Here is a 24,220-nt window from a genome sequence, read left to right as displayed (position 1 = left end):
CTTGATAAATTTCTTGATTTTTCGTCACCATTTTCTCTCAGCGGCGACTTTTATAATATACCACGCTTCGTTTGTTTCAGTCAAGCTTTTTTTTGAAATTCTTTTTCCAAGTTCTTATCGAACCCATTCATTTCGCTCAAAGCATTTAACCAAGCAAGCAAAGCAACGAGATATAATGTACCATATAAACAACCAGGGAGTCAACTACCCAAATAAAGAAATTTTCAAACCCAACAATAATCCAACACCCGGCAATCCCAAAATGCTTACAGTACCTATTGTTGCAGGGTTCAGCGGAATGTAGGTACCCGTAATCCAGCCCGAATAATTAACAACATATATCCCTACCGCAGCCAGCACCAGATGAATTCCGAATGATGTAAAGAAGGACAACCCTATCCGCTTTCTGAAAAGGATAATAATCAATCCTAGTAATGATGCAACAAGCACACTACCTAATATAAGACTCTTCATATCCAGCCCCCCCAATTATTGAATACACACCTTCACCTACATGCCCATCCCACGATCACTCATAACTGCCCTTTTAACCCCCAAACGCTTAGCACGTTTCAAATGAATCTGATATTTGCGCTCCGCGGCTTCTAGCACATAGATTGCATAATCGATCTCATCCTCTCCCTGTGCCTCCTCAAACTGTCTGACAGCCCTTTCCCACTCCGCCTTGGCCTTTTGAATATCTGAATAGATCTGTTCCTCTTCCAGCTCCTTCAGTATACGGTCACGCTTCTCCACTGAACCTCTTACATTCCGCCATATAAACATAAACTCACTCCCTCCTGATCAGCACAGCATATTCTCATACATATCAGGGAAGGGACAAACTTAGAACTGCGCCCTATTAATTTTTCGGGATTAGATAAAATAAAAAAAGAGAGCCCTAGGGCTCTCCGGATATAATAAACCTGACTCATTTATTTTTTAGAAACTGGGTTCATTCATGCGCTCATTCTCACTAAAGAGCACAGACTAACCCACTACCTCATTTCCCGGCGCCCTTCCAGCGCCTTGGAAAGAGTCACTTCATCCGCATACTCCAGGTCGCCCCCCACGGGCAATCCATGGGCAATCCGAGTGACCGATATCTCAAATGGACGTACCAGACGAGAAATATACATCGCCGTGGCCTCCCCCTCAATATTCGGATTCGTTGCCAGAATCAGTTCCTTAACCCGTTCATCGCTTAATCGAGTCAAAAGTTCCTTCAGACGGATGTCATCCGGCCCTATCCCCTCCATAGGAGAGATTGCACCCTGCAGCACATGATAGTATCCGTCAAATTCCTTGGTACGCTCCATAGCCACCAAGTCTTTGGAGTCCTGGACTACACAGATTACCGAAACATCCCGGGACTTATCCTGACAGATCCGACACGGGTCAGTGTCCGTAATATTACAACACACCGAACAGTAATGAAGGTTCCGCTTCACACTGACGAGCGCTTTGGCAAAATCAATAACGTCATCTTCCTTCATGTTAAGCACATGAAAAGCTAGTCGCGCGGCGGTCTTGGGGCCAACTCCCGGCAAACGGGTAAAGGCATCAATCAGCTTTGCTATCGGTTCGGGATAATACAATCGATTGCGTCTCCTTTGATAGGATCAATTTTATTTAAAATAATCCCGGAATTTTCATACCGCCTGTGAATTTACCCATGTCCTGGTTCGCAATTTCGTCAGCTTTAGTCATTGCGTCATTAACAGCTGTCATAACAAGATCCTGCAGCATTTCAACGTCTTCAGGATCAACTGCTTCCGGTTTGATCGTAATGGCCAGCAATTTCTTATGTCCGTTAACTTCAGCAGTTACAACACCGCCACCAGAAGTACCTTGGACCGTTTTGTCTGCCAGTTCCTCTTGTGCCTTCAGCATTTGCTCCTGCATTTTCTTCACTTGTTTCATCATTTGGTTCATGTTGTTCATGATTATTCATCTCCTTTGTTATAGTTATCGCGCCAGACGCCTGTACATCTATTCTTTGATCACCACAAGATCCTCACCAAAGAGCTGGATTGCTTCATCAATCCAAGGCTGCTTATTGCCTGAACCGCCGTCTTCATGCTCAGGTTCAAGCTTAAAGTCCTCCTTTGGCGTTTCAGTAGCTCCTTCCATCGCTCCAGTCCAATCTTTGAGCATCATCGTTACCAACCGAGCTGGACGCCCAAGCTGTTCGGACAACACCCGTTCGATCACTTCACGGTTAGCCTGCTTTTCTGTAGTCTCGCGGTGAATATTGTTCTTAAACGCTACTAGGACATTGTCTTCCAGCAGCGACACCGGCTCACCATCCATAAACCAAGCGTGCACGGTCACTTTCTCTTCCTTTACACGTTGCAGGATCTGGCTCCATTTTTTGCTGACCTCCACGAACTCAGGAGACCCCTTATGCGCAACATATTGATCAAGCTGCGCGGGAAGCTTCGCTGGCGAATTCCCCCTGGACACGGGAGCTCGTGTTGCCGGACGTGAAGGTGCACTTGGCGCAGCCTCTCCTCCAGACAAACCACTCTTAAGCGCACGATCCAGCTTCTTCTCCAATTCGGCAAGTTGCTGTTTCAAGCGATTGATCTCCCCACCATCAACTTGCGTCGAGCCAGCTGAAGATGCACCCGCTGAAGCCACCACCTGACCCGTTGCCGCTCCTTGTGCCGGAATGCTGCACAGTTTAAGAAGAGCTACTTCAAACAATGTCTGCGGCTGTACGGCATACTTCATTTCACTCTGGTACCGATTAAGCGTATCAATCATCTGGAACAGCTGTTCTTTGGTGAATGATTCCGCCATATTACGGAACGATTCGGGATTAAGTACCCGATCCGTCAGTTTATCTGCATTCGGCACCATCTTAATCATAAGCAAATCACGGAAATAATAAAGCAAATTCTCCATACACTTGTCCGCGCTTTTCCCTTCATGCATGAACCCTTCAATCATTTGCAAGATATGGCCTACATCACCCTTGAGAAGAGATGCAGCCAACTTTGCAAACTGTTCGGAAGGAATGCCTCCGGTCATATCCATAACCTGTTGATAGGTTACTCTTCCATCCGTAAAAGAAGAGATCTGATCCAGGACACTAAGCGCGTCCCTCATTCCCCCATCAGACAGACGAGCAATATACTGGAGCGCGTCCTGATCAGCTTCCATGCCTTCCTGTTCGCAAATCAGCGTAAGCCGTGCTGTCTGTTCTTCCAGAGATACCCGGCGAAAATCAAACCGCTGACAGCGGGAAATAATCGTAGCCGGAAGGCGATGGGGCTCTGTTGTTGCCAAAATAAACATCACATGTGGTGGAGGCTCTTCCAATGTTTTAAGCAAAGCATTAAACGCCTCTGTCGTCAGCATGTGCACTTCATCAATAATATAGACTTTCTGCCGGACTTCAGTTGGGGCGTATTTCACCTTTTCCCGAAGATCGCGGATTTCTTCAACGCCCCGGTTGGATGCCGCATCAATCTCCTGCACATCCATTACAGCGCCCGTCGTAATCCTGCGGCAAGCTTCACACTCGTTACAAGGCTCAGGCGCAGGCCCGCGTTCGCAGTTCACAGCTTTGGCCAAAATCTTGGCGGCACTCGTCTTCCCTGTTCCTCTGGGCCCGCTAAACAAATAGGCATGGGAAGTTCGCTGTTCACGAATCGCGTTCTGCAAGGTCTGAATAATATGCTGTTGTCCCACCATATCTTGAAACGACTGGGGACGCCAAGCCCGGTATAACGCGATATGCTCCATGATGCGTTACCTTCCTTCCACTTCGCATTCGAGTCCTTTGTCGTTCCCCCATTATACTATATTCCGGGATGAATCCAAACTTTATCTGACTCATTCATGCATGGTTTTTTAAGACATATCAAAAAGACCTCTGCATACGTACAACTGCAAAGGTCTCTACATTTAAATGGTAAGCCGTGCACCTGCTATCGATAATTGCGATCCAAGCGGCACCCCTTAACAACAGCTCGGGCTAGGCAACCCTCCGGCACAAGAGTGATCTCACTTATGGCTGCTTCCTTCCGGACCTGACCAGGTTCATGAGTACTCATTGCGGAGGACCCAACCGTCAACACCACGTTAAGGGACCAAACCTCACATCGACAAAACCTCTAGCAGGAATTCAACCTCGCTGTAGCGGATTGCGAGTTACAGGGCACCGCTACCTCCCCATCTAGCACGGTAAGAAATAGTATAACGTAAGCCAGTCCAAATTGCAACCAGAGGGAAATTGGAAGTATATTGATTCGCCTGAAATATATAAAAACCTCTGCCTGAACGGCAGAGGTGGTTTGGATGCAATTAGCAGACAATCCCTCGAGGGTTGCTGAATTAGATTCCGTATTTTTTCTTGAAACGATCAACACGGCCGCCAGCATCGATAAACTTCTGTTTACCAGTGAAGAACGGGTGGCACGCGGAGCAAATCTCTACACGAAGTCCGTCTTTAACCGAACCAGTCTCAAAAGTATTCCCGCAAGCGCAAGATACTTGACCAATCGTGTAATTAGGATGAATTGCTGCTTTCATTACCTTTCACCTCTTTCCGCCCTGAGCCTCAAGCGGACCCAGAGTAAATGGCACAACATCGAAGATTATAACACGGCCTAAAGCCGGTTGCAATCCATTATTGTTAAGAGGTGATCAGGCGTTTGGGGCGCGCCATTCCGGTTGGAGGAACATGCGTATACGAGCCGATAACGACATCAGGCAGCTCTTCCTCGAAGATCTCAATCATTTGCTTCATGCCCAAAATATCACCTTGAGCCGGAGGAATCAATTCCAGATAGCTCTCTGGGTCAATGTTGAGATTACGCATCTGAATAAGACGCAAATCGGTTCTGCGAGCAAACTCAATCATCGCTTCGATCTCTTCCTCCCGATCTGTGACTCCCGGGAAGATCAAATAGTTGATCGACGTATATACCCCCTGGGAAGCAGCGTATTTCATCGATTTTTCTACATTGGCCAGTGTATATCCTCGAGGTTTGTAGTATGCATTATAGTGGTCATCCAATGCACTGATCGTACTTACACGCATTAGATCGAGCCCCGCATCCACAATGCCTCTCATATGGTCACTCAAACCGGCATTGGTATTAATGTTGATATACCCCATGTCCGTTATGGACCGAACTTCACGAATGGCTTCAATAATCAGTTTGGCCTGTGTGGAAGGCTCTCCTTCACATCCCTGACCAAAGCTGATAATCGATTCCGGTGTCTTCAGATGCTCCAACATCACTTCAACGATCTCGTCTACACGCGGACGGAAATTCATCCGGGTCTGCGGGGAGACGAAGCCGCTATCGTCCGGTTGCTCGGAAATACATCCGAAACAGCCTGCGTTACAGGAATAGGATACCGGTACTCCGCCTTCCCAACGATTCAGGAAAGTATTGGACGAAGTCAGACATTCATACCCGAGCGCGCAATTCGACAAATGGGTATAGAGGCGGTTTTCGGGATATTTCTTTGTCAAACGTTTAACCCCCGCGCGCACGTCATCCCGATCACAGTTCAACGGGTTCCATTGATCTGGATGATCAGACATCTGGGCAGTGACATAGAACTGACCATCTTTCCACACGACAGCCGAATAACCAAACAAAGGCAGTTTGTACTCCTTATCGTTCTTCACATAGCCCGGCAGGCACAACCGAGTGAAGCCTTGCGGAAGCAAAGCTCCAACCGCTTGTGTGTCGCTAGGCATTGGCAGCATTTCACCTGTATCGGGGTCCATTCCAATGGGACGGGTACTTGGCAAGCCAACCAGCGTTGCACCTTCCGGCAGAGGAATCAGCTCATCCTCCATAATCTCAACGATCATATCCCCACTGCGCGCAAGTCCGTACAGGGAGGGGTGATCAAATACATTACCTTTTTCATCTGCGTATACTAAATACATGATGTTCTCCTCACATCTAATGGGTTAAACCTAACGACGAGTTTATTGTAAATTCAGCAGAAACGCTGCGTAAATAATTGAAACGTTCCATTGACTTCTAAGTCGTTGTTGCCGAAGTAGCCGTCTGTCTTGGAGAGCGCCGGGTTGTTGTTGTCCCCGAATTGCTTGTCGGGCTATTGCCAGCTGTATCAAAAGCAGCCAAAAATTCGGCATTCGTTTTGCTATTACGCAATTTCTTCAGGAATCCTTCGACAAAGTCATGTGAATCATTCATATTTTTACGGATTGCCCAGATCGTATCGAGCTCCTCCTTGCTCAGCAGCACTTCTTCACGACGTGTACCGGAGCGACGAATATCGATAGCCGGGAAAATACGGCGCTCTGCCAGCTTGCGATCCAGATGCAGTTCCATATTGCCCGTACCTTTAAATTCTTCATAAATGATATCATCCATACGTGATCCCGTATCAATTAAGGCTGTAGCCAGGATGGTCAGGCTTCCGCCTTCTTCCACGTTCCGGGCAGAACCGAAGAAACGTTTCGGACGATGGAACGCTGCCGGATCGATACCACCACTAAGCGTACGTCCAGATGGCGGGATGACCAGGTTGTATGCACGAGCAAGACGCGTAATGCTATCCAGCAGAATTACGACATCCTTTTTGGCTTCAACCAGACGAAGGGCACGTTCAAGCACCAATTCCGCAACCTTGATATGGTTCTCTGGCAGCTCATCAAACGTAGAAGCCACAACTTCCCCTTTAACCGAACGCGACATATCCGTTACTTCTTCCGGACGTTCATCAATCAACAGGACAAATAGTTCAATTTCTGGATTGTTGGTTGAGATGCTGTTGGCAATTTCTTTGAGGAGAAGTGTTTTACCCGCTTTGGGAGGTGCTACGATCAATCCGCGCTGTCCCAGTCCTACCGGGGCGAGCACATCCATAATGCGTGTGGACAAATGGTTGGGGGATGTTTCGAGAACCAGTTTCTTCTGCGGGTACAATGGGGTTAATGCCGGGAAGTGAAGTCGTTCCGCAGCCGCTGATGGATTCTCACCATTGACAGCGTTGACTTGCAGCAAACCGAAGTATCGCTCGTTTTCTTTGGGTGTTCTACACTTGCCTGATACGAGGTCCCCTGTTCGAAGATCAAACTTGCGAATCTGCGAGGCTGAGATGTAGATATCTTCCGTACTTGGCAGGTAGTTGATTGGGCGAAGAAATCCGTAACCTTCAGGTAAAATTTCGAGCACGCCCTGCATGAACATCAGTCCGCTCTGTTCAGCCTGTGCACGTAATATGGCGAAGATTAGTTCTTTCTTTTTTAATGTACCGTAGTAGGGAATTTGATATTTTTTAGCCAGTTTGTAGAGGTCCGTTAGTTTCATTTCTTCCAAATCGGAAATTTGTAGATCCATATAATAACCACCTATTCAATTAATAAGTCCGTGAAATGGATAGTTTCGCTTGATGTTCCGGCTATAAGAGCAGCATCGTTCTGTACTCTCTTCTGTCCATTGTACGGAATGTAACCGTTATAATGCAAATACTTGTCTTTGAGTGTAAGTTTCCGGGCGGGATGGCCAACTTTCAGCAAGATCCGCTAGTGAGTGAACACAAATTCATGAGGCGTTCGATCCGGGCAGACCGGCTATGGAGCGCAGTTCAAACAAAACCGGGGTTTGGGGAAAAGGAAATGATGTTCTTACAGCCATATGATGTCTGACTCAAAAAAAGACCCTCCGGTAAAGGAAACAGAAACATTTCGTCTTATCCCGGAGAGACTGAGAACTCTATTAAAACAGGTTTACCCAATTACTGAAAGGATATGCAGTTCTGTCAAAATAATCACTTAAATGCTGTAGAATTCGTCATACATTACAACATTAATCTGTTTCTCGCCACACATCTGCACCTAGCAAACGCAGATTGGTTACTAGATGATCGTATCCACGATCGATAAACTCCACGCCAGTTACTTCGGTCACACCTTCACTAACGGTGAGACCTGCGATCACCAGCGCCGCACCAGCGCGAAGATCGGATGCTTTTACTTTAGCTGCATTCAACGCACTGCCTTCAATAATAGCTGAACGTCCTTCCACACGGATTTTTGCACCCATGCGTACCAGCTCAGGAACGTGCTTGAATCGGTTGCTATATACAAAGTCGCTCAAGACACTCACACCCGTCGCCTGTGTCAACACACTGGTCATCGGGGACTGTAAATCGGTTGGAAAGCCGGGATATACGAGTGCCTTCACATCTACATGATTATAGCTTGGTTTGCCAATGACACGAATACTTTCGTCCAGCTCTTCAATGCCCACACCCATCTCCAGCAGTTTTGCAGTCAAAGCCTCCAGATGTTTGGGAATCACATTGTCAATCAGAACGTCGCCGCGCGTTGCTGCCGCAGCAATCATATAGGTGCCTGCTTGTATACGGTCCGGAATGATGGAATGACGGCAACCTTTGAGCTCCGACACACCTTCAATACGGATTGTTTCGGTACCGGCACCCTTGATGCTGGCACCCATGGAATTCAATAGTGTTGCTACATCTATAATCTCAGGCTCTTTAGCCGCGTTTTCGATAATTGTAGAGCCTTTGGCACGAGTAGCCGCCAGCATAATATTAATGGTTGCACCCACACTGCTTACATCCAGATAAATCTTTGCTCCGCGCAGCTCTTTGGCATGCAAATGAATGGAGCCATGTTCGTTGGTAACCGTTGCGCCAAGCGCTTCAAACCCTTTGATATGCTGGTCAATCGGACGAGGCTCAAAGTTACAGCCCCCAGGTAAACCAATAGTCGCTTCTTTAAAACGCCCAAGCAATGCTCCCATCATATAATACGAAGCACGGAGCTTCTTTACGGGACCATTCGGCATGGGAATGGATTTAATGTCGGAAGGATCGATCTTCATCTGACTGCCTTCCCAGTGTACATGAGCTCCGAGTTCCTCCAAAATTTCTGCATAAACCGCTACGTCACTCAAAAGCGGCAGGTTGTCCAGCACGACTTCTGATTCGGCAAGCAATGCTGCAGGAATAAGCGCAATGGCGCTGTTCTTGGCGCCGCTTATGGTTACAGTCCCCTGTAACGGACGTCCGCCACTAATCATCAATTTTTCCATAAAGCTTAATGTCCCCCTACGTGTTTTGCAGCCGATAAACGGCAATACGTGCTGTTGGCTTTCAATGTAGAAATAAGGTGTGAAAATGGAAAGACACCGGCTAGGCGGTGTTCTTTCCACTTACACAGTATGGAACTGGTAAAGACAAAATTACGCTTTGTTGTTGGAACCAAACTCGCGAATTTTACCTTTAACGGTTTCTTTGATTGCATCACGGCCTGGTACGATGAATGTACGCGGATCGTAAGCATCCGGTTTAGCTGCAAGCACTTCGCGAACCACTTTAGAGAACGAAATTTGGTTCTCTGTGTTCACGTTGATTTTGGAAGTTCCCAGGGAAATGGCTTTGTCGATATCATGTTTAGGGATACCTGTACCACCATGCAGTACCAGTGGAACGTTAACCGCATCGCGAACTTCTTCCATTTCTTTGAAGCCCAGGTTAGGCTCGCCATGGTAAGGACCGTGAACGGAACCAAGAGCTGGTGCCAATGTGTCGATACCTGTTTCTTTAACGATACGTACACACTCGTTCAGGTCAGCGTACATGATACCACCAATCACGTCGTCTTCTTGTCCACCAACAGTACCAACTTCGGCTTCTACAGAAACGCCTTTAGCGTGTGCATATTCAACAACTTTTTTAGTCATTTCGATATTTTCATCGATGGAGTGGTGGGAACCGTCGATCATTACGGATGTAAATCCAGCATCGATCGCTTCTTTACACTTATCAAAGCTGGAACCGTGATCCAGGTGAATTGCAACTGGAACGGAGATTTTCATGTCGTGAATGAGTCCTTCTACCATTTTAACTACTGTGTAGAAACCGCTCATGTGACGTGCTGCGCCTTCGGATACGCCCAGGATTACTGGGGATTTCTCTTCTTCAGCAGCAGCAAGAATCGCTTGAGTCCACTCAAGGTTATTGATGTTGTATTGACCAACTGCATATTTTCCTTCGAGCGCTTTGTTCAACATGTCTGTCATAGATACTAATGGCATGGTTTCAATCCTCCTAGGGGTGTTGGGTTGTGTCTATGGTTTTTAGCCGAAATCACATACGGGCTTATTATACCACATCCCATGTCAAATACTAAACAAGCATTTGCAAAAATGCTGTGCTTTGCAGCACAGTTTTCATAGACACCGCATGATGACGTCCGCATTTCCAATATTCCCCGGTAGCCTGGCTGCAATACCCTTTGCGCACACGAGTAAGCTCCCGGAATCCCAAACGCAAAAAAATCCTGTATCTACAGGATTCAGCTGCACTTATTCTGCGCATCGTTTCGAAGCTGCATATTGACTGCCACTCGCATCTCATCAATATCAAACGGTTTCGTGAAATGCATGAGCGCCCCAAGATCCGTAGCTTCCTTGATCATGTCCAGTTCTCCATAAGCCGTCATCATGATGACTTTGATATCCGGATCAATTTCCTTAATATGCTTGAGAATTTCCAGGCCATCCATTCCTGGAATCTTCATGTCGAGCAGCACGAGATCGGGTTTGTCACTATTTACAATTTCCAAGGCGATTTTCCCATTAGCTGCTTGGAATGTGTTATATCCTTCACTACTGAACACTTCCATTAACAGGATTCGAATACCATTCTGGTCATCAACAATCAATACTTTTTTGTTTTCCACTGATTAACCTCCTAGAATTAGGAAAGCATGTACGTCACCGAATCTGGATAACTATCCCATAGTCGTCATGATAAGTATTCTACCTCTCCCATTAAAATCCTGCTTTGATTCCAAAATGCCGGAAACCATTTTCGGCAATTGTTATGTAATAAAAAAAGGATGCCCCAGCAACTTTTCAGTTGCCAGGAACATCCAATGGTCCATTTTCATAATTACTAATTATTTTTTCGCGTTCTCCAGAGAAGCTTTCACAAACTCACGGAACAACGGCTGTGGGCGGTTCGGACGGGAAGTAAATTCCGGATGGAATTGAACGGCCAGGAACCATGGGTGTCCCGGAAGTTCCACGATCTCAACCAGACGACCATCCGGGGATGTACCCGAGATAACCAGACCCGCTTTCTCAATCGCTTCACGGTATTCATTATTGAACTCGTACCGGTGACGATGTCTCTCATATACCAATTCATCATCATAACAAGCCATCGCCAGAGAACCCTCTTGCAGCTTGCAAGGATACAGACCCAGACGCATTGTACCGCCGAGGTTTTCGATATCTTTTTGTTCAGGCAGCAGATCGATGACCGGGAACTCCGTAGCGGGATTGATCTCGGAGCTGTTCGCCCCAGTCAAGCCAACGATGGAACGTGCATACTCGATAACAGAAACCTGCATCCCCAGGCAAATACCGAAGAACGGAATTTGTTTCTCACGAGCATAACGAATCGCGGATACTTTACCTTCAATACCCCGATCCCCAAATCCGCCTGGCACGAGGATTCCGCCTACGCCATGCAGCAGATCGCCCACATTCTCGTCGGTGATATCTTCGGAGTGAATCCAGCGGATCTTCACATCGGCATTGGATGCAAATCCTGCATGAGACAGGGACTCAACAACACTCAAATAAGCATCATGCAGAGCTACATATTTACCAACAATGGCAATTTCCACTGTATGCTCCAGTTTGTTAATACGGTCAACCAGCCCTTCCCACTCGCTCATATCCGGTGCAGGAGTAGTCAGCTTCAGGTGGTTTACCACAATCTCATCCAAGCCTTCCTCACGCAAGTTCAGAGGCACTTGGTACAATGTATCCGCATCACGGCATTCAACCACGGCATTCTCATCAATATCGCAGAAAAGTGCGATTTTGGCCTTCATGTCTTTGGACAGCTCATACTCAGTACGGCATACAATGACGTTTGGCTGAATTCCGATACTGCGCAATTCCTTCACGCTGTGCTGAGTCGGTTTGGTTTTCACTTCACCGGCAGCCTTGATGTAAGGAATCAGTGTTACATGGATGTACATGACATTGTCACGACCTACATCACTCTTGATTTGACGAATCGCTTCCAGGAAAGGCAAGCTCTCGATGTCACCTACTGTACCACCAATCTCCGTAATCACAACATCTGAACCCGCTTCACGTCCTGCGCGGAATACGCGCTCTTTGATCTCGTTCGTGATATGTGGAATCACTTGTACTGTTCCGCCCAGATATTCCCCGCGCCGCTCTTTGCTGATGACGGAGGAGTATACTTTACCAGTCGTGACGTTGCTGTTTTTGGAGAGGTTGATGTCAATAAAACGTTCGTAGTGGCCAAGGTCAAGATCCGTTTCCGCGCCATCATCCGTTACAAATACCTCACCATGCTGATAAGGACTCATTGTTCCCGGGTCGATATTGATGTATGGATCAAATTTCTGAATGGTTACCTTCAACCCTCTGTTTTTCAGCAGCCTGCCCAGCGAAGCAGCCGTAATCCCTTTGCCCAGTGAGGACACAACTCCGCCTGTCACGAAAATATACTTTGTCACTGTTATTACCCTCCTAATATAAGTACAGAAATTCAGGCGATATATGGTATTATCGTAACCCGTTTCCCAGGTAATCATCGTTAAAAAGAGCAATGGCAGAAATTCCCTGCTCTGCAAACTGCTCTTTCATGCGAAGACCGTTTGTAAACAACGTTGTTCTACAGCATAGAATGGTGCAAACCTTCCGAAAGCCAACTTCCGAGCCTGTCCCGAAATAGTACATTGGATCGGCCCATTGGTGTTTTGAATATACAAAAATAGACCACGGATTGTTGGCCGGGAGCATACGGAATTCAAATCTTTTTGCAAAATTCTGCCTCTAAAAATACAAAAAAAGTACTCCCGCAGGACGGGGCACTTTTTATAAAAAACATAAATATTTTGTCGCTCATTCATAAGCCCATGCAATAGTTTACCCGTTACCCCGTCTGCTGTCAAGGCTGACTATCCGGGGAAAACGGGTAAAATATCGACATCAAAAATGACGGTTACTTATCGGAATCGTCGTCAAATTCATCCTCGGTTTCGGACTCTTCTTCGTCTTCCTCGAGGTCTTCATCTTCCAGATCGTCATCTTCAACCAGCACTTCTTCTTCGCTGTCTTCTTCATCAAAGATGTCGTCTTCGTCATCATCATCGTCATCATCATCTTCGTCCTGATCATCATCCGAATTATCGAAGTCTTCGTCGCTGTTATAGCTATCTTCCTCTTCGCCGAAGTCCTCATCTTCCAGATCATCGTCTTCGTCGTTAATGATGCGCGGACGCTTCGCACCCGTCATGGTGTCTTCCGAACCAGCCACTGGATACCAGCGTTTCAGACCCCACAGACTTGTACCGACGCAAGCAAAGCGGCCATCGATATTAATCTCGGTATATAGCTGGGCGATAAACTCGTTGATTTCTTCATCAGTCATTCCGCGCTGCTTCGCTACCTCATTCATCAAATCACGGTAGTAATACGGCGTATTGGCCGCTTTCAGCACCATAAAGGCGAGGTCCACCAAAGGAATCTCTCTAACCTTTTCTTTATCAATTTTCAAATTGAGCGAGGTACTCACTGACAGACACTTCCTCTCACACATAATTCACTTTATATCCCTACGAACTGGAACGTTACGTATAACATATCCATTAACAAACCTAAGTAAAACCTATTTAGCGTTAAAAAGCAAGTTTTTATGTACGGATATCTCATAATTCCAAGAAGAGGCTTTTGCCGAGCAATATATCGACCGGTAAGGGACGTCTAACTCCGGGTATCGTGTTTGCGCAAAAAACATCATCAAATAAAAAAGACGGAGTCCCCTCCGCCTTCTGACTGTATACCCTTGAAGGATTGCTCCTCACCAGGGTCCCCGCAAGAGCCCTCTAGCCCTCTATCCATCATATGTCCCTGCGCCCGTTTTGACACGAATGGAACGTGTTTTTGTAAAAAAAGGGCAAGTTCCCCATGCGGCGGGATGAACGCATTCATAGAATACCTCAGCATGTTCATCCCGAAGGGGGCTGCCCATTATGGACTATACTGGTTTTCTACATCAATTGGTTGAAGGAATGCAACGTCCCGAACCAGAACAGGGGCGGCGGCACCTGATCCGGTTCGCCAAACCGAAGCAATATGAAGCCTGCCTCTTGGAACTGTCGCGGATGAGGAATGAATTTACGGATCTCGGTACGGTACGCTCCTCCCGACTGACCCGTTCCATTATTGCCCCGGTGCATAATCCAGAGGAACTTTATCGCTACAGCGATGATATCACGGTAGAAGAAGATACCGCCATCTCCCTCCATGGCACAGCACTTCACAGTAAACCGAGCAGCGTTCAGGGCGTGCCCTGGGGCGTGAAGCAGATTCGTGCTCCCAAAGTGTGGTCCGTCTCTACAGGACACCGGATAAAGATCGGCGTCATTGACACAGGTGCGGATTATCAACATCCGGATCTTCGCTACTCGCTGGCACGCGGGATCAATCTGTTAAACCGCAGTATGCTTCCCCATGATGATAACGGTCACGGCACACATATTGCCGGCACTATTGCTGCAGCGAATAGTACCGCAGGCATGATTGGTGTAGCTCCTCGCTCCCTAATCTATCCGGTAAAGGCATTTGACCATAACGGTTCGGCCTATGTGTCAGACATCGTACTTGGTATCGACTGGTGTGTTCGCAACCGGGTCGATATTATCAATATGAGCTTTGGCATGAAAACACGAAGCAAAGCATTGCTTGATGTTGTTAATCGCGCCTATCAGGCCGGGATTGTCATTGTCGCTTCGTCAGGAAATGACGGAAAACGCCGCAGCATCGATTACCCTGCAAGGTATCCCCAGACGATATCTGTCGGTGCAACCGACAAAAATCGCCGAATTGCATCCTTCAGTAATCGTGGTTCATATGTGGATGTCTATGCACCCGGTGACAAGATCGTCTCCTCTTGGGTGCAGGGCAAGCACCATGAGATGAGCGGTACTTCCATGGCAACATCGCACGTCAGTGGCGCCATAGCACTCCTGCTTGCGAAGCATCCCGGCCTGACACCTGCCGAGATCAAAACGCTCGTGAAGCGCTCGACCGTTCCGCTGCGCGCACGCAAGACAACCACCGCGAAGAGCAAAATACGCGGTGGCGAGATTGACGCCCTCAAGCTGATGCAGGAGGGCGGAGGGTGATTGCGCTGCCTGCAAGAAGGGAGCCGTACCGCGAAGCCTCACAGGCACAGCACTGCTGTGTGATGTGAGGCTTACGGCGGTTGCCTCTGCGGCAGGCAGCGCTGGCTTTGAGTGCCTCGGGGCCATGTGGTTCTGGGCCGCGGGCACAGCAAAAAGTCTCCATGCCCACGTTGCATTGTGCCAACGTGATGCGTGGAGACTTTTTGCCCTAAGCCAGGGCGGTGAAGCACCGCCGGGGCTTGAGTTACATTTTGTCCGGTGCAGATACGCCCACCAAACGAAGCGCTGTTGCGATGACGGTGCGTACAGCACCGATCAGCGCTAGACGTGCCTGGGTTTGTCCCGCGTCTTCCGTAATAACGCGCTCTGCACGATAGTAACTGTGGAACAGGGATGCCAGCTCATATACATAACGAACAATACGATGAGGGGCATATCCCGTAGCAGCAGTCGCGATTTCTTCAGGCAGTTCACCCATTTTGCGAAGAAGATCATATTCATGCTCCGTTGTCAGCTTCGATAGGTCGATCTGTGACAGCGGCAACAGCTCAACACCTTGTTCTTCTGCCTGACGATATACACTGCATACCCGAGCATGGGCGTATTGTACATAGAATACCGGGTTTTCATTGGACGTTGAAATGGCAAGGTCCATGTCGAAGTCCAGATGAGAGTCCATGCTGCGCATGGTGAAGAAGTAACGAATGGCATCGATGCCCACTTCGTCCATCAGATCTTCCATCGTTACCGCTTTGCCGGTACGCTTGGACATCTTCACTTTCTCACCGTTCTGGAACAGGCTTACCATTTGCGCAATTAGCACGACCAATTTTTCCGGATCATTGCCCAATGCTTGCATGGCTGCTTTCATCCGTGGAATATAGCCGTGGTGGTCCGCTCCCCAGATGTTAATCATCGTGTCGTATCCACGCGCATATTTGTCCCGGTGATAAGCGATATCCGGTGTGAGGTACGTATACGTACCGTCATTTTTGATCAAAACACGTTCTTTGTCGTCACCATATTGCATGGTCTTCAACCAGGTTGCGCCATCTTGCTCATAGATCTCGTTACGATCACGCAATTCGTCAAGTACACGCAATACTTCTCCGTTATCATACAGCGAAGTTTCGCTGAACCAAATGTCGAAATTGACACGGAAGCGATTCAAGTCACGTTTGATCTTGTCGAGTTCTTTCTCCAAACCGAAGTCGCGGAAATAAGCCGCGCGGTCACCCGGATGCATGGACAGCAAGGAATCACCCTTCTCGGCCACGAGTTCCTTGGCAAATCCTTTGATATCTTCACCATGGTAGCCATCTTCCGGCATCTCTGCATCTTGACCCAGCTCTTGCAAATAACGTGCCTCAATGGAACGAGCCAGGTTAAACACCTGGTTACCGGCATCATTAATGTAGTATTCACGGGTTACATCATATCCCGCGTAGTCGAGGATATTGCAAAGGGCATCACCCACAGCCGCTCCACGCGCATGGCCCAGATGCAAACTGCCCGTCGGGTTGGCACTGACAAACTCCATCTCGACTTTGCGTCCTTCACCCACATTGATTCTTCCATAATTCTCACCCTGCTCATGTACAAGCCCCAGCACAGGGTAGAGATAACTCTTGTCCAGCTTAAAGTTAATGAATCCCGGTCCGGCAATCTCCGCTTTCTCGATCCCGGCTTCAGACAGGTTGAGATTGGCAATAATCTCTTCCGCGATCTGCCGTGGATTACGTTTCGCCATCTTGGTCAGTTGCATAGCCGCATTGGTCGCCAAATCGCCGTGTGTTTTCTCGCGTGGCACTTCAAGGGTAATGGTCGGCAGATCCTCCTGCGCAACAATGCCAGCAGCTACAATGGCATTGCTGATGGCTGTACTTACCCGTTCGTTAATGGTATCTAGTGGATTACGTGTCATGAAATTGGTTCCTCCTGTATATGCAAACTAATCTCGAAATGTCCGGATTCCTCGTCAAAGCGGTAAAAGTCGTAACTCCACGCTGCGCGTGCGCTTAATCCCTGAATGGAAAGTTCCAGCTCCTGTGTATGCGTGGACAAGGCAAACGACATATACGGCGAACGGTAAAAACCAGGGAGCTTGCGATGTAATTCAAACGTTTGCTCCGATTCTACCTCGCCGTGACGTATAATCTTGATGGATTGTCCGCCCAGCTTCAATGTTGTTCGGGTAATGCCGCCCTCTGGTCCAGCCTGTGGCTCCTCATAGCGAACATAGAGCACAGATCCTTTCAATACGGCTTCACCCAGCATTTCCTGCAGTACATCTTCACCTTCATAACGGCTGTGCAGCCGGATCTGAACCGGTCGCATGTTCGACATGAATGTTAACCTCCATTATATTCGAGGCGACGCAAAATCAGGCACGGCCGGTGAGAACAGCCCTTCCTGTGTTGTTGTGTCGCTATACGCGCTCATATTCCGGATAGCTCGCTATCCTACACTCTACTGTATAACTATATCCAGTTCACCCGCTCAATTCAAATCCAAATTCAGAGTTTTTACCAGGCAACGCCAAAAAAAGCAGAGCCACACCTGTAAAGTGCAGCTCCACCTTCCTTCATTAATAAAGAAATACGTCCTGAATTAGGTCCAACGTGACTCATAAGGATACGGACAAGCCGAGTCTGCCAGTTTGGCCCGCACCTGTACGAGACAGCCGCAATAGCGGCAGGTCGTACCGTATTGTAATCCTGGACAATCGGAACAGATGGATAAACGCCGTTCATATTCGGCATCCTGGACAGCCGGACGCGAGTGTGAAGCCAGCTCCACCAGCCGGGCCATTTTGGCTTCACTGATCTTCACATCGTACTGATCCTCACACCCTTTGCAAGGTGCCTGCCGTTCGACATGACCTCCAATTAAGGATGATTTCATCGTCTTACCCCTCTATAGCGAGGGCCCCAACCGATGCGGGTGGAAGGACAAACCGCAGTGTATGATTCTCCAGCTTGAGATCTTCCCAGGTAGCGGGTTTTACCTGCTCCGGCTGTTCGAACGTATTGTACGCCCCGAAATCAGCGTGATGCAAAATGGTTCCCGATACACCGGTGGCTTTCGCTGACTCAAGCTGAATTACAACTTCCAGTTCATCGGTAGCGCTCAGATTGCTTGCTGTCACATGAATAACTCCGTCCTTGTTGCGGGAAGCGGACAAACTGAGTTGAGGAATCTTCTCTTCCCCAAAAGTATATTCAGGACTTTCGTAGTTCAGTTCTAAGCGCTGCGCATCCATATGGACTTGATACATATCAAAGACATGGTACGTAGGCGTCAGGAGCATCTTCTCACCCTCCGTCAGTACAAGGGACTGGAGTACATTCACGATCTGTGCCAGGTTAGCCATCTGTACTCTTTTATTGTATTTGTTGAAAATGTCCAAGTTAACTGCTGCAAGCACAGCGTCCCTCATCGTATTTTGCTGGTACAGGAAACCAGGGTTTGTTCCCGGTTCAACGTTATACCATGTTCCCCACTCATCCACGATGATACCGACTCGACCTTCGGGATCATATTGATCCATAATCTCGGAGTGTTTTACAATTAGTTCTTCCATAAAGAGCGTCTTCTTCAAGGTTGTAAACCACTCGGCTTCCCCAAACCCTGTGGCTTGTCCTTTATCCGCCCAATCTCCTGTTGGAATGGTGTAGTAATGAAGACTGATTCCGTCCATAAAACGGCCCGCCTCACGCATTAAAACTTCCGTCCAGCGATAATCATCGCTGTTTGGACCACACGCAATTTTGTAAATTTGATTACCGGAGTAATTGCGCACATAGGTGGCGTAACGACGATATTCATCCGCATAGTATTCTGGACGCATATTCCCGCCGCAACCCCAGTTCTCATTCCCGACGCCAAAATATTTCAGCTTCCACGGCTCTTCCTGTCCGTTGCTTTTGCGCCAGTTCGCCATTGGAGATTCGCCGTCAAAGGTCATGTACTCTACCCATTCCTGCATCTCCTGCACGGTGCCGCTGCCCAGATTGCCACTAATATAGGGTTGTGTATCGAGCAACTGACATAATCTAAGAAATTCATGGGTACCAAAATGATTATTTTCTTCCACGCCGCCCCAGTGTGTATTAATCATCCGGGCACGTTCACTTTTTGGCCCTACGCCATCTTTCCAGTGATATTCATCGGCAAAACAACCGCCAGGCCAGCGAAGCACCGGTACATGAAGCTTTTGCAGCGCAGTCAGCACATCGTTACGGATGCCCTCCGTATTCGGAATAGGTGAATCCTCTCCTACCCACAACCCTTCATAGATACAGCGCCCCAAGTGCTCAGAAAAGTGACCATATATATTGCGATTTATTAATCCTTGATCCGAATCAGCCTTTAAAATAACCTCAACCATAATTTCAACCTCCAATTAATGTATTGTTATCGCTTACAATAACGTGTTTCCGAACAGGATTCAACCGTTTTTATTCCAGCACAAACAAGCCCTTTCCGACTTCATTCGCCCGGAAAAGACTTGTTTATTTGTGGTAACCTCATCAAGCCTAACAAGTTAAGTTTTATACAATTCCAGCTTGAAATTACCTTGAAATTATTCCATGATATGGCGCCACTTACTCGTTTTCAGTGGGTAACAATATTTTCTGCTTCCATGTGGACCCACCATCTGTCGTCTCATAAATGGCTGGCGAGTTATCACTCGTTACCACGAGCCAACCCGTTTTGGCAGAAGGGAAGGAGATGCGGGAGCTGTAACCCGAATCTTTCAAATCGATATTTTTCCACGTGGAACCTGCATCATAGGAACGCCCAATCCCCACTTTGCCTGCTGCAGGTGATCCAGCAGAGAGATAGGCCGTCTGATTGCCGATTAGCTCCATGTTCCCCGGGTGCCCTCCCGGGTCTGCCGGACCTTTACCGTTTCCTGTGCTGATTGCACCCGGAGCCGGGCCGCCCCCTGCTGTGGATTGAGCGAATACCTGTCTCCAACTCTTGCCTTCATTCCCGCTCGCGTAGAGTGAATACGACTGCTGAGACATCCCTGCATCACCATACAAAAGAGCCCATACCTGGTTACCGCTCGCGTATAAGTCTCCACCGCTCCAGGTGGTTGAGGCTACCTTCAGCGATTGCGTCCAGTTTTTACCGCCGTTACCTGTCTGCATGATTCGGTACCCCGAGCCAGGGGCCACTACAATGGCATAACCTTGTTTCTCTGTCGTGAATACAGCTCCGCGTGTATTGGCTGGTGTGGGAATTCGGCTCCAAGTTGAACCGCCATCCTTCGTCAAATAAGCTCCATTATAGGTGTATCCAAAGCCTTCGCTTCTATTACGAAAATCAATTCGTTTAAATTGTATGCCCTTCGTATCCATCCGTGTCCAATGCGCTCCACCATCCGTTGAGCGAATGAGATACGTCGTTGGGGACTCCTTCATCCGTGCCAATGCATATCCATTCACATTATTCGGAAAATCAAGTTGAGTGAACTGCCATTGACCTGTATAAATGGACTGCCAAGTGCAGCCTGAGTTCGATGTGCCAATGAGGAATCCCTCACCCGCAGCCCGTCCAGTTGTATTGTTTAGAAAGTCGATATCCGTAAATTGAAGTCGCTGTTCTTCCACGCCGCTGCCCTTTTTCAACGCAGCCGTTAATCCATGATCTCCACTTCCACACGTTGAGGAGGATGCAGCGTTAGCTCCAGGTAATGTATGTACCGGGCCCAGTCCCCAAACCAGCGTTACCGATATTGCGAGTGCGCCAATCCGTTTCCATGTCATTCTGCTCTTTGTTGTCATTGTGACACCTCCTTCTATGTTTTTACCCTATTTTGCAGGATTTAACGTAACAATTTGTTTATCGCGTATGACATTATTGCAATAAAAAAACCACTCACACCCACTTTTTTATCTCATGGGCATGAATGGTTCATGATTAATCTTACTACGAGCTGATTTAAATGGGATATGTCTTGAAAGCAATGATCACAAAAGTGATACTTAAAACAAGGCACAGGGCAAAATACAACTTATTGTATTTAAGTGCTCTGACGCTAAAAGCAACATATAGCATGGCGAGATTAACCAGTATCAGCGTTAAATTGAGGAACACAGTCATTGTTAATATAAGATTGATGGTAAATATCATAAGTACCGCTATAAACCCTTTGGGATACATACTCAGTTGAGCCCGGATTGCATGCATAACATAACTCCCTTCCTCTATTTCCATATTATATATAAATATTAAGATAGAGTCATCCCAAATATGTGTTTTTGCTTAATGCGTGGGCGGAATCATACATACAACAAATGGTAGAGAGACGGGAACATACGTGCTATAATTGATTTCATGGACCTTGAATAAAGGTGGATGTTTTCTTGATCACGGCGCAGCTTCCCGAAAGGGGGTGACGTCGATGGTCAAACTTGTGGCGTTGCTTGATGTAATCCGATGGATTGCTGCGATCCTCAGTCTAGTGCTGAGTATCCGAAAGCTTTACCGTTGGTTGCGCAAGAAGTTTCGCAGCAAGCGAAAACCCACCTCATAAGGTCGGAAGCCTGACGGTGGGTTTCGCTTGAATAGCAATATTTAATTCATGCACGCCGTGGCAGTCCACAGCCTTTCGGGTCCTAAGAGTCTTTACCGTTGGCGCGGTAAAGGCTCTTTTTTAGTATATGGTCGAACCCGATCACCATATACTTCACGAATGTAATATATCAATTAATATACTACTGAATACTTATGTAGTCAGTATAACACAGCTCCGTCAGAAGTTAAATTAAGTTAAATTAACTTAATTTAATTTAACTATTCGTTATCCCGCTAGGGAGAATAGTTTCGGCTCAACCATTCGGACCATTCCCCAAACAGGAGTAGTTGAGGACACACAGAGAAATGCTGACAATGAAAAACGCCCTCTCCTACGCAGGCTTCAACCTGGCGCAGACAGAGGACGCTGTTATTTTGCTATTACTTCACGAATCCAAGCAGCATTTCACGGATCATCTTCGCAGCCACGATTTGTGTCTGTTCCGTAGGATCGTAAATAGGGGCCACTTCGACCAGGTCACAACCGACCACATTTACATCGGATCCTGCGATCATATGAATGGCTTCAAGCAGTTCCTTGGACGTAATACCGCCCGCTTCTGCTGTTCCTGTACCCGGAGCCGCAGACGGATCAAGCACATCAATATCAATGGTCACGTATACTGGACGGTTACCCATTTTCGGAAGAGCTTCCTTCATTGGAGCCGCCACTTCAAACGGATAGAAGTTGATGTTCTCCCGTCCAAATTGGAACTCTTCCCGGGAACCGGAACGAATGCCAAACTGATAAATATTTTTGCCGCCCATCAATTCAGCTGCTTTACGTACTGGCGTTGAGTGGGACAAAGGCTCCCCTTCATAGTTTTCACGAAGGTCCGCATGTGCATCGATATGAATCAGAATAAGATCCGGATATTTTTTGTACATTTGCTGAATGACAGGCCAAGTGACAAGGTGTTCCCCACCGAGACCAATCGGGAATTTGCCGTCCGCCAACAGGCCACCGATATATTCTCCGATGACTTCAAGACTGCGCCCTGCATTACCGAAAGGCAAAAGCAGATCTCCAGCGTCAAAGTACGTCATATCCACAATGCTTTTGTCCAGATAAGGGCTGTACTCCTCAAGTCCAACCGATGCCTGACGGATATGGGAAGGACCAAAACGGGAACCCGGGCGGAAGCTGACAGTGTAATCCATTGGCATACCGTAAATGACCGCTTTGGAATTCTCATAATCCTCTGAACTGCAAATAAACACGTTACCTGAATAAGCTTGATCTAGTTTCATTAAGTTAGTCCTCCTTATTTCGTCAGATCTTCCACGAATTTAGGAAGAACGAATGCTGCTTTGTGTAAACGTGGAGAGTAGTATTTCGTATCCATCTCTGGAATCTGCGTCTCGTCCACTTCAAGCGGATTATATTTTTTGCTGCCTAATGTAAATGTCCACAAACCACTAGGGTACGTAGGAATATTACAACCGTACACATGTACAATCGGGAAGATTTCTTTTACATCTTTGTTTACTTGTTGAATCAGATCCGCTTTGAACCAAGGGTTGTCCGTTTGAGCAACAAAGATTCCGTCTTCTTTCAGCGCCTCATAGATACCTTGGTAGAAACCGCGCTCGAACAGCGGAGCAGCAGGGCCTACAGGTTCTGTAGAGTCAACGATGATTACATCGTATTCATTTTTATGTTCTATAATATGCATGTAGCCGTCATTAACAAGCACTTCAACGTTAGGCTCGTCCAATTTACCGGCGATTTCAGGCAAATATTTTTTGGAGTATTCAATCACTTTTCCGTCGATTTCGACGAGGACCGCTTTTTCTACAGCAGCGTGCTTGATGACTTCACGGATCACTCCGCCGTCACCACCACCCACAACCAGAACCTTTTTTGGATTCGGGTGTGTATTCAATGCAGGGTGAGCCGCCATTTCGTGATAAACAAATTCATCCTTCACCGTAGTCATCACCATGCCGTCAAGCAGTAGCATGTTGCCGAACTCTTCGGTTTCTACCATAGCCAAATCTTGGAATTCAGTCTTCTCGCTTACATACGTCTGTTTAATTTTCGCGGTGATCCCGAATACCGGGGTCTGTTTCTCCGTAAACCACAATTCCATAATCTCTACCTTCTTTCCGTAAAGTTAATGATCAGCCGTATCCGGACAAAGCGCTCTGCGCTGCCGATTCGCCCAAGCACGTCCAGCGTTCGGCGCCATATAGCGTTATGGTTGCTGGCTGCGGGAAAGGTCCGCGTTCCACTTCAGTTTATAGATTAAATTGACCACAGCGAGCATTATGACTGACGGATCAACAAATCATTGACAATGGGTACCGTTCATCTTTGCTTGCCTTTTGATATATTGTACCGAACTGTACCTTTTCATTACCCTTTTGCATTATACGCGATTGACGTTTATACTGCAAAACGGTTTTTTCTGCAAA

Annotated in this window: 22 protein-coding genes and 1 other RNA gene; 2 read left to right on the top strand and 21 right to left on the bottom strand. The window is 47.4% G+C overall.

Annotated elements, in window-relative coordinates:
• Positions 1–204 precede the first annotated feature (204 nt).
• From PPA03S_RS30560 to rpoE, 14 genes are all read right to left on the bottom strand, one after another.
• Positions 205–474 (bottom strand): pro-sigmaK processing inhibitor BofA family protein, encoded by a 270-nt coding sequence (locus PPA03S_RS30560; RefSeq protein ID WP_062329686.1) that lies wholly within the window; start codon positions 472–474, stop codon positions 205–207.
• A 36-nt stretch (positions 475–510) separates the two neighbouring features.
• Positions 511–786, bottom strand: coding sequence for a DUF2508 family protein (locus PPA03S_RS30555; RefSeq protein ID WP_062329685.1), 276 nt, complete (start codon positions 784–786; stop codon positions 511–513).
• A gap of 212 nt (positions 787–998) precedes the next feature.
• Entirely contained in the window at positions 999–1,598 is a 600-nt protein-coding gene (gene recR / locus PPA03S_RS30550; protein WP_062329683.1) for a recombination mediator RecR, read from the bottom strand.
• 34 nt (positions 1,599–1,632) lie between these two features.
• Entirely contained in the window at positions 1,633–1,944 is a 312-nt protein-coding gene (locus PPA03S_RS30545) for a YbaB/EbfC family nucleoid-associated protein (RefSeq protein WP_024628773.1), read from the bottom strand.
• Between the two features lie 48 nt (positions 1,945–1,992).
• Positions 1,993–3,753, bottom strand: a complete 1,761-nt coding sequence (gene dnaX, locus PPA03S_RS30540) for a DNA polymerase III subunit gamma/tau (protein WP_062329681.1) — start codon at positions 3,751–3,753, stop codon at positions 1,993–1,995.
• A 174-nt stretch (positions 3,754–3,927) separates the two neighbouring features.
• Positions 3,928–4,195, bottom strand: an RNA gene (ffs, locus tag PPA03S_RS30530) — signal recognition particle sRNA large type.
• Between the two features lie 149 nt (positions 4,196–4,344).
• Complete coding sequence (gene rpmE, locus PPA03S_RS30525) at positions 4,345–4,542, bottom strand: 50S ribosomal protein L31 (protein WP_062329678.1); 198 nt, start codon at positions 4,540–4,542, stop codon at positions 4,345–4,347.
• Between the two features lie 103 nt (positions 4,543–4,645).
• Positions 4,646–5,920, bottom strand: a complete 1,275-nt coding sequence (locus PPA03S_RS30520) for a radical SAM family protein (RefSeq protein ID WP_062329676.1) — start codon at positions 5,918–5,920, stop codon at positions 4,646–4,648.
• 97 nt (positions 5,921–6,017) lie between these two features.
• A complete protein-coding gene (gene rho, locus PPA03S_RS30515) occupies positions 6,018–7,343 on the bottom strand; it encodes a transcription termination factor Rho (protein ID WP_062329674.1) in 1,326 nt (441 codons plus the stop codon).
• A gap of 468 nt (positions 7,344–7,811) precedes the next feature.
• The gene (gene murA / locus PPA03S_RS30505) at positions 7,812–9,065 is read right to left on the bottom strand and encodes a UDP-N-acetylglucosamine 1-carboxyvinyltransferase (RefSeq protein ID WP_062329670.1); all 1,254 of its coding nucleotides are present in this window, start codon (positions 9,063–9,065) and stop codon (positions 7,812–7,814) included.
• A 150-nt stretch (positions 9,066–9,215) separates the two neighbouring features.
• The gene (fba, locus tag PPA03S_RS30500; RefSeq protein WP_062329669.1) at positions 9,216–10,070 is read right to left on the bottom strand and encodes a class II fructose-1,6-bisphosphate aldolase; all 855 of its coding nucleotides are present in this window, start codon (positions 10,068–10,070) and stop codon (positions 9,216–9,218) included.
• A 260-nt stretch (positions 10,071–10,330) separates the two neighbouring features.
• Positions 10,331–10,717, bottom strand: a complete 387-nt coding sequence (locus tag PPA03S_RS30495) for a response regulator (protein ID WP_062329666.1) — start codon at positions 10,715–10,717, stop codon at positions 10,331–10,333.
• A gap of 219 nt (positions 10,718–10,936) precedes the next feature.
• On the bottom strand, positions 10,937–12,541 hold the full coding sequence (gene pyrG, locus PPA03S_RS30490) for a CTP synthase (protein WP_062329664.1): 1,605 nt from the start codon (positions 12,539–12,541) through the stop codon (positions 10,937–10,939).
• Between the two features lie 488 nt (positions 12,542–13,029).
• Positions 13,030–13,602 (bottom strand): DNA-directed RNA polymerase subunit delta, encoded by a 573-nt coding sequence (rpoE, locus tag PPA03S_RS30485; protein ID WP_062329662.1) that lies wholly within the window; start codon positions 13,600–13,602, stop codon positions 13,030–13,032.
• Positions 13,603–14,059: 457 nt separating this feature from the next.
• On the opposite strand from rpoE, the gene PPA03S_RS30475 reads away from it, so the two are divergent.
• The gene (locus PPA03S_RS30475) at positions 14,060–15,214 is read left to right on the top strand and encodes a S8 family peptidase (RefSeq protein ID WP_062329658.1); all 1,155 of its coding nucleotides are present in this window, start codon (positions 14,060–14,062) and stop codon (positions 15,212–15,214) included.
• Positions 15,215–15,458: 244 nt separating this feature from the next.
• Here the strand turns inward: PPA03S_RS30475 and argS are convergent, their stop codons facing one another.
• The 5 genes from argS to PPA03S_RS30450 form a co-directional block, all read right to left on the bottom strand.
• On the bottom strand, positions 15,459–17,138 hold the full coding sequence (argS, locus tag PPA03S_RS30470; RefSeq protein ID WP_062329656.1) for an arginine--tRNA ligase: 1,680 nt from the start codon (positions 17,136–17,138) through the stop codon (positions 15,459–15,461).
• A complete protein-coding gene (locus PPA03S_RS30465) occupies positions 17,135–17,560 on the bottom strand; it encodes a YwiB family protein (RefSeq protein WP_062329654.1) in 426 nt (141 codons plus the stop codon). Before PPA03S_RS30465 ends, argS begins: the two co-directional genes overlap by 4 nt.
• 264 nt (positions 17,561–17,824) lie before the next feature.
• Positions 17,825–18,118: a DUF6171 family protein gene (locus PPA03S_RS30460; protein ID WP_062329652.1), complete on the bottom strand. Its 294-nt coding sequence runs from the start codon at positions 18,116–18,118 to the stop codon at positions 17,825–17,827.
• 4 nt (positions 18,119–18,122) lie between these two features.
• The gene (locus PPA03S_RS30455; protein WP_062329650.1) at positions 18,123–19,604 is read right to left on the bottom strand and encodes an alpha-N-arabinofuranosidase; all 1,482 of its coding nucleotides are present in this window, start codon (positions 19,602–19,604) and stop codon (positions 18,123–18,125) included.
• A 217-nt stretch (positions 19,605–19,821) separates the two neighbouring features.
• Positions 19,822–21,009 (bottom strand): WD40/YVTN/BNR-like repeat-containing protein, encoded by a 1,188-nt coding sequence (locus PPA03S_RS30450; protein WP_062329648.1) that lies wholly within the window; start codon positions 21,007–21,009, stop codon positions 19,822–19,824.
• Between the two features lie 620 nt (positions 21,010–21,629).
• On the opposite strand from PPA03S_RS30450, the gene PPA03S_RS34310 reads away from it, so the two are divergent.
• Positions 21,630–21,761 carry a hypothetical protein gene (locus PPA03S_RS34310; protein WP_281189101.1) on the top strand — a complete coding sequence of 44 codons (132 nt, stop codon included), beginning with the start codon at positions 21,630–21,632 and terminating at the stop codon, positions 21,759–21,761.
• Positions 21,762–22,183: 422 nt separating this feature from the next.
• Here the strand turns inward: PPA03S_RS34310 and speB are convergent, their stop codons facing one another.
• Together speB and speE are read right to left on the bottom strand one after the other, a co-directional pair.
• Complete coding sequence (gene speB, locus PPA03S_RS30440) at positions 22,184–23,053, bottom strand: agmatinase (RefSeq protein WP_062329643.1); 870 nt, start codon at positions 23,051–23,053, stop codon at positions 22,184–22,186.
• A 14-nt stretch (positions 23,054–23,067) separates the two neighbouring features.
• On the bottom strand, positions 23,068–23,895 hold the full coding sequence (gene speE, locus PPA03S_RS30435) for a polyamine aminopropyltransferase (protein WP_062329641.1): 828 nt from the start codon (positions 23,893–23,895) through the stop codon (positions 23,068–23,070).
• Positions 23,896–24,220: the final 325 nt, after the last annotated feature.

The sequence above is a fragment of the Paenibacillus pabuli NBRC 13638 genome, assembly GCF_001514495.1.
GTDB classification, from domain to species: domain Bacteria; phylum Bacillota; class Bacilli; order Paenibacillales; family Paenibacillaceae; genus Paenibacillus; species Paenibacillus pabuli.
This window is presented reverse-complemented; position numbering and strand designations above follow the sequence as displayed.

Bases quoted from the DNA above. Each gene is read 5' to 3' on its own strand.
- PPA03S_RS30560 (WP_062329686.1), bottom strand. From the start codon at position 474: ATGAAGAGTCTTATATTAGGTAGTGTGCTTGTTGCATCATTACTAGGA.
- PPA03S_RS30555 (WP_062329685.1), bottom strand. From the start codon at position 786: ATGTTTATATGGCGGAATGTAAGAGGTTCAGTGGAGAAGCGTGACCGT.
- PPA03S_RS30545 (WP_024628773.1), bottom strand. From the start codon at position 1,944: ATGAACAACATGAACCAAATGATGAAACAAGTGAAGAAAATGCAGGAG.
- dnaX (WP_062329681.1), bottom strand. From the start codon at position 3,753: ATGGAGCATATCGCGTTATACCGGGCTTGGCGTCCCCAGTCGTTTCAA.
- rpmE (WP_062329678.1), bottom strand. From the start codon at position 4,542: ATGAAAGCAGCAATTCATCCTAATTACACGATTGGTCAAGTATCTTGC.
- PPA03S_RS30520 (WP_062329676.1), bottom strand. From the start codon at position 5,920: ATGTATTTAGTATACGCAGATGAAAAAGGTAATGTATTTGATCACCCC.
- rho (WP_062329674.1), bottom strand. From the start codon at position 7,343: ATGGATCTACAAATTTCCGATTTGGAAGAAATGAAACTAACGGACCTC.
- murA (WP_062329670.1), bottom strand. From the start codon at position 9,065: ATGGAAAAATTGATGATTAGTGGCGGACGTCCGTTACAGGGGACTGTA.
- fba (WP_062329669.1), bottom strand. From the start codon at position 10,070: ATGCCATTAGTATCTATGACAGACATGTTGAACAAAGCGCTCGAAGGA.
- PPA03S_RS30475 (WP_062329658.1), top strand. From the start codon at position 14,060: ATGGACTATACTGGTTTTCTACATCAATTGGTTGAAGGAATGCAACGT.
- argS (WP_062329656.1), bottom strand. From the start codon at position 17,138: ATGACACGTAATCCACTAGATACCATTAACGAACGGGTAAGTACAGCC.
- PPA03S_RS30465 (WP_062329654.1), bottom strand. From the start codon at position 17,560: ATGTCGAACATGCGACCGGTTCAGATCCGGCTGCACAGCCGTTATGAA.
- PPA03S_RS30460 (WP_062329652.1), bottom strand. From the start codon at position 18,118: ATGAAATCATCCTTAATTGGAGGTCATGTCGAACGGCAGGCACCTTGC.
- PPA03S_RS30455 (WP_062329650.1), bottom strand. From the start codon at position 19,604: ATGGTTGAGGTTATTTTAAAGGCTGATTCGGATCAAGGATTAATAAAT.
- PPA03S_RS30450 (WP_062329648.1), bottom strand. From the start codon at position 21,009: ATGACAACAAAGAGCAGAATGACATGGAAACGGATTGGCGCACTCGCA.
- PPA03S_RS34310 (WP_281189101.1), top strand. From the start codon at position 21,630: ATGGTCAAACTTGTGGCGTTGCTTGATGTAATCCGATGGATTGCTGCG.
- speB (WP_062329643.1), bottom strand. From the start codon at position 23,053: ATGAAACTAGATCAAGCTTATTCAGGTAACGTGTTTATTTGCAGTTCA.
- speE (WP_062329641.1), bottom strand. From the start codon at position 23,895: ATGGAATTGTGGTTTACGGAGAAACAGACCCCGGTATTCGGGATCACC.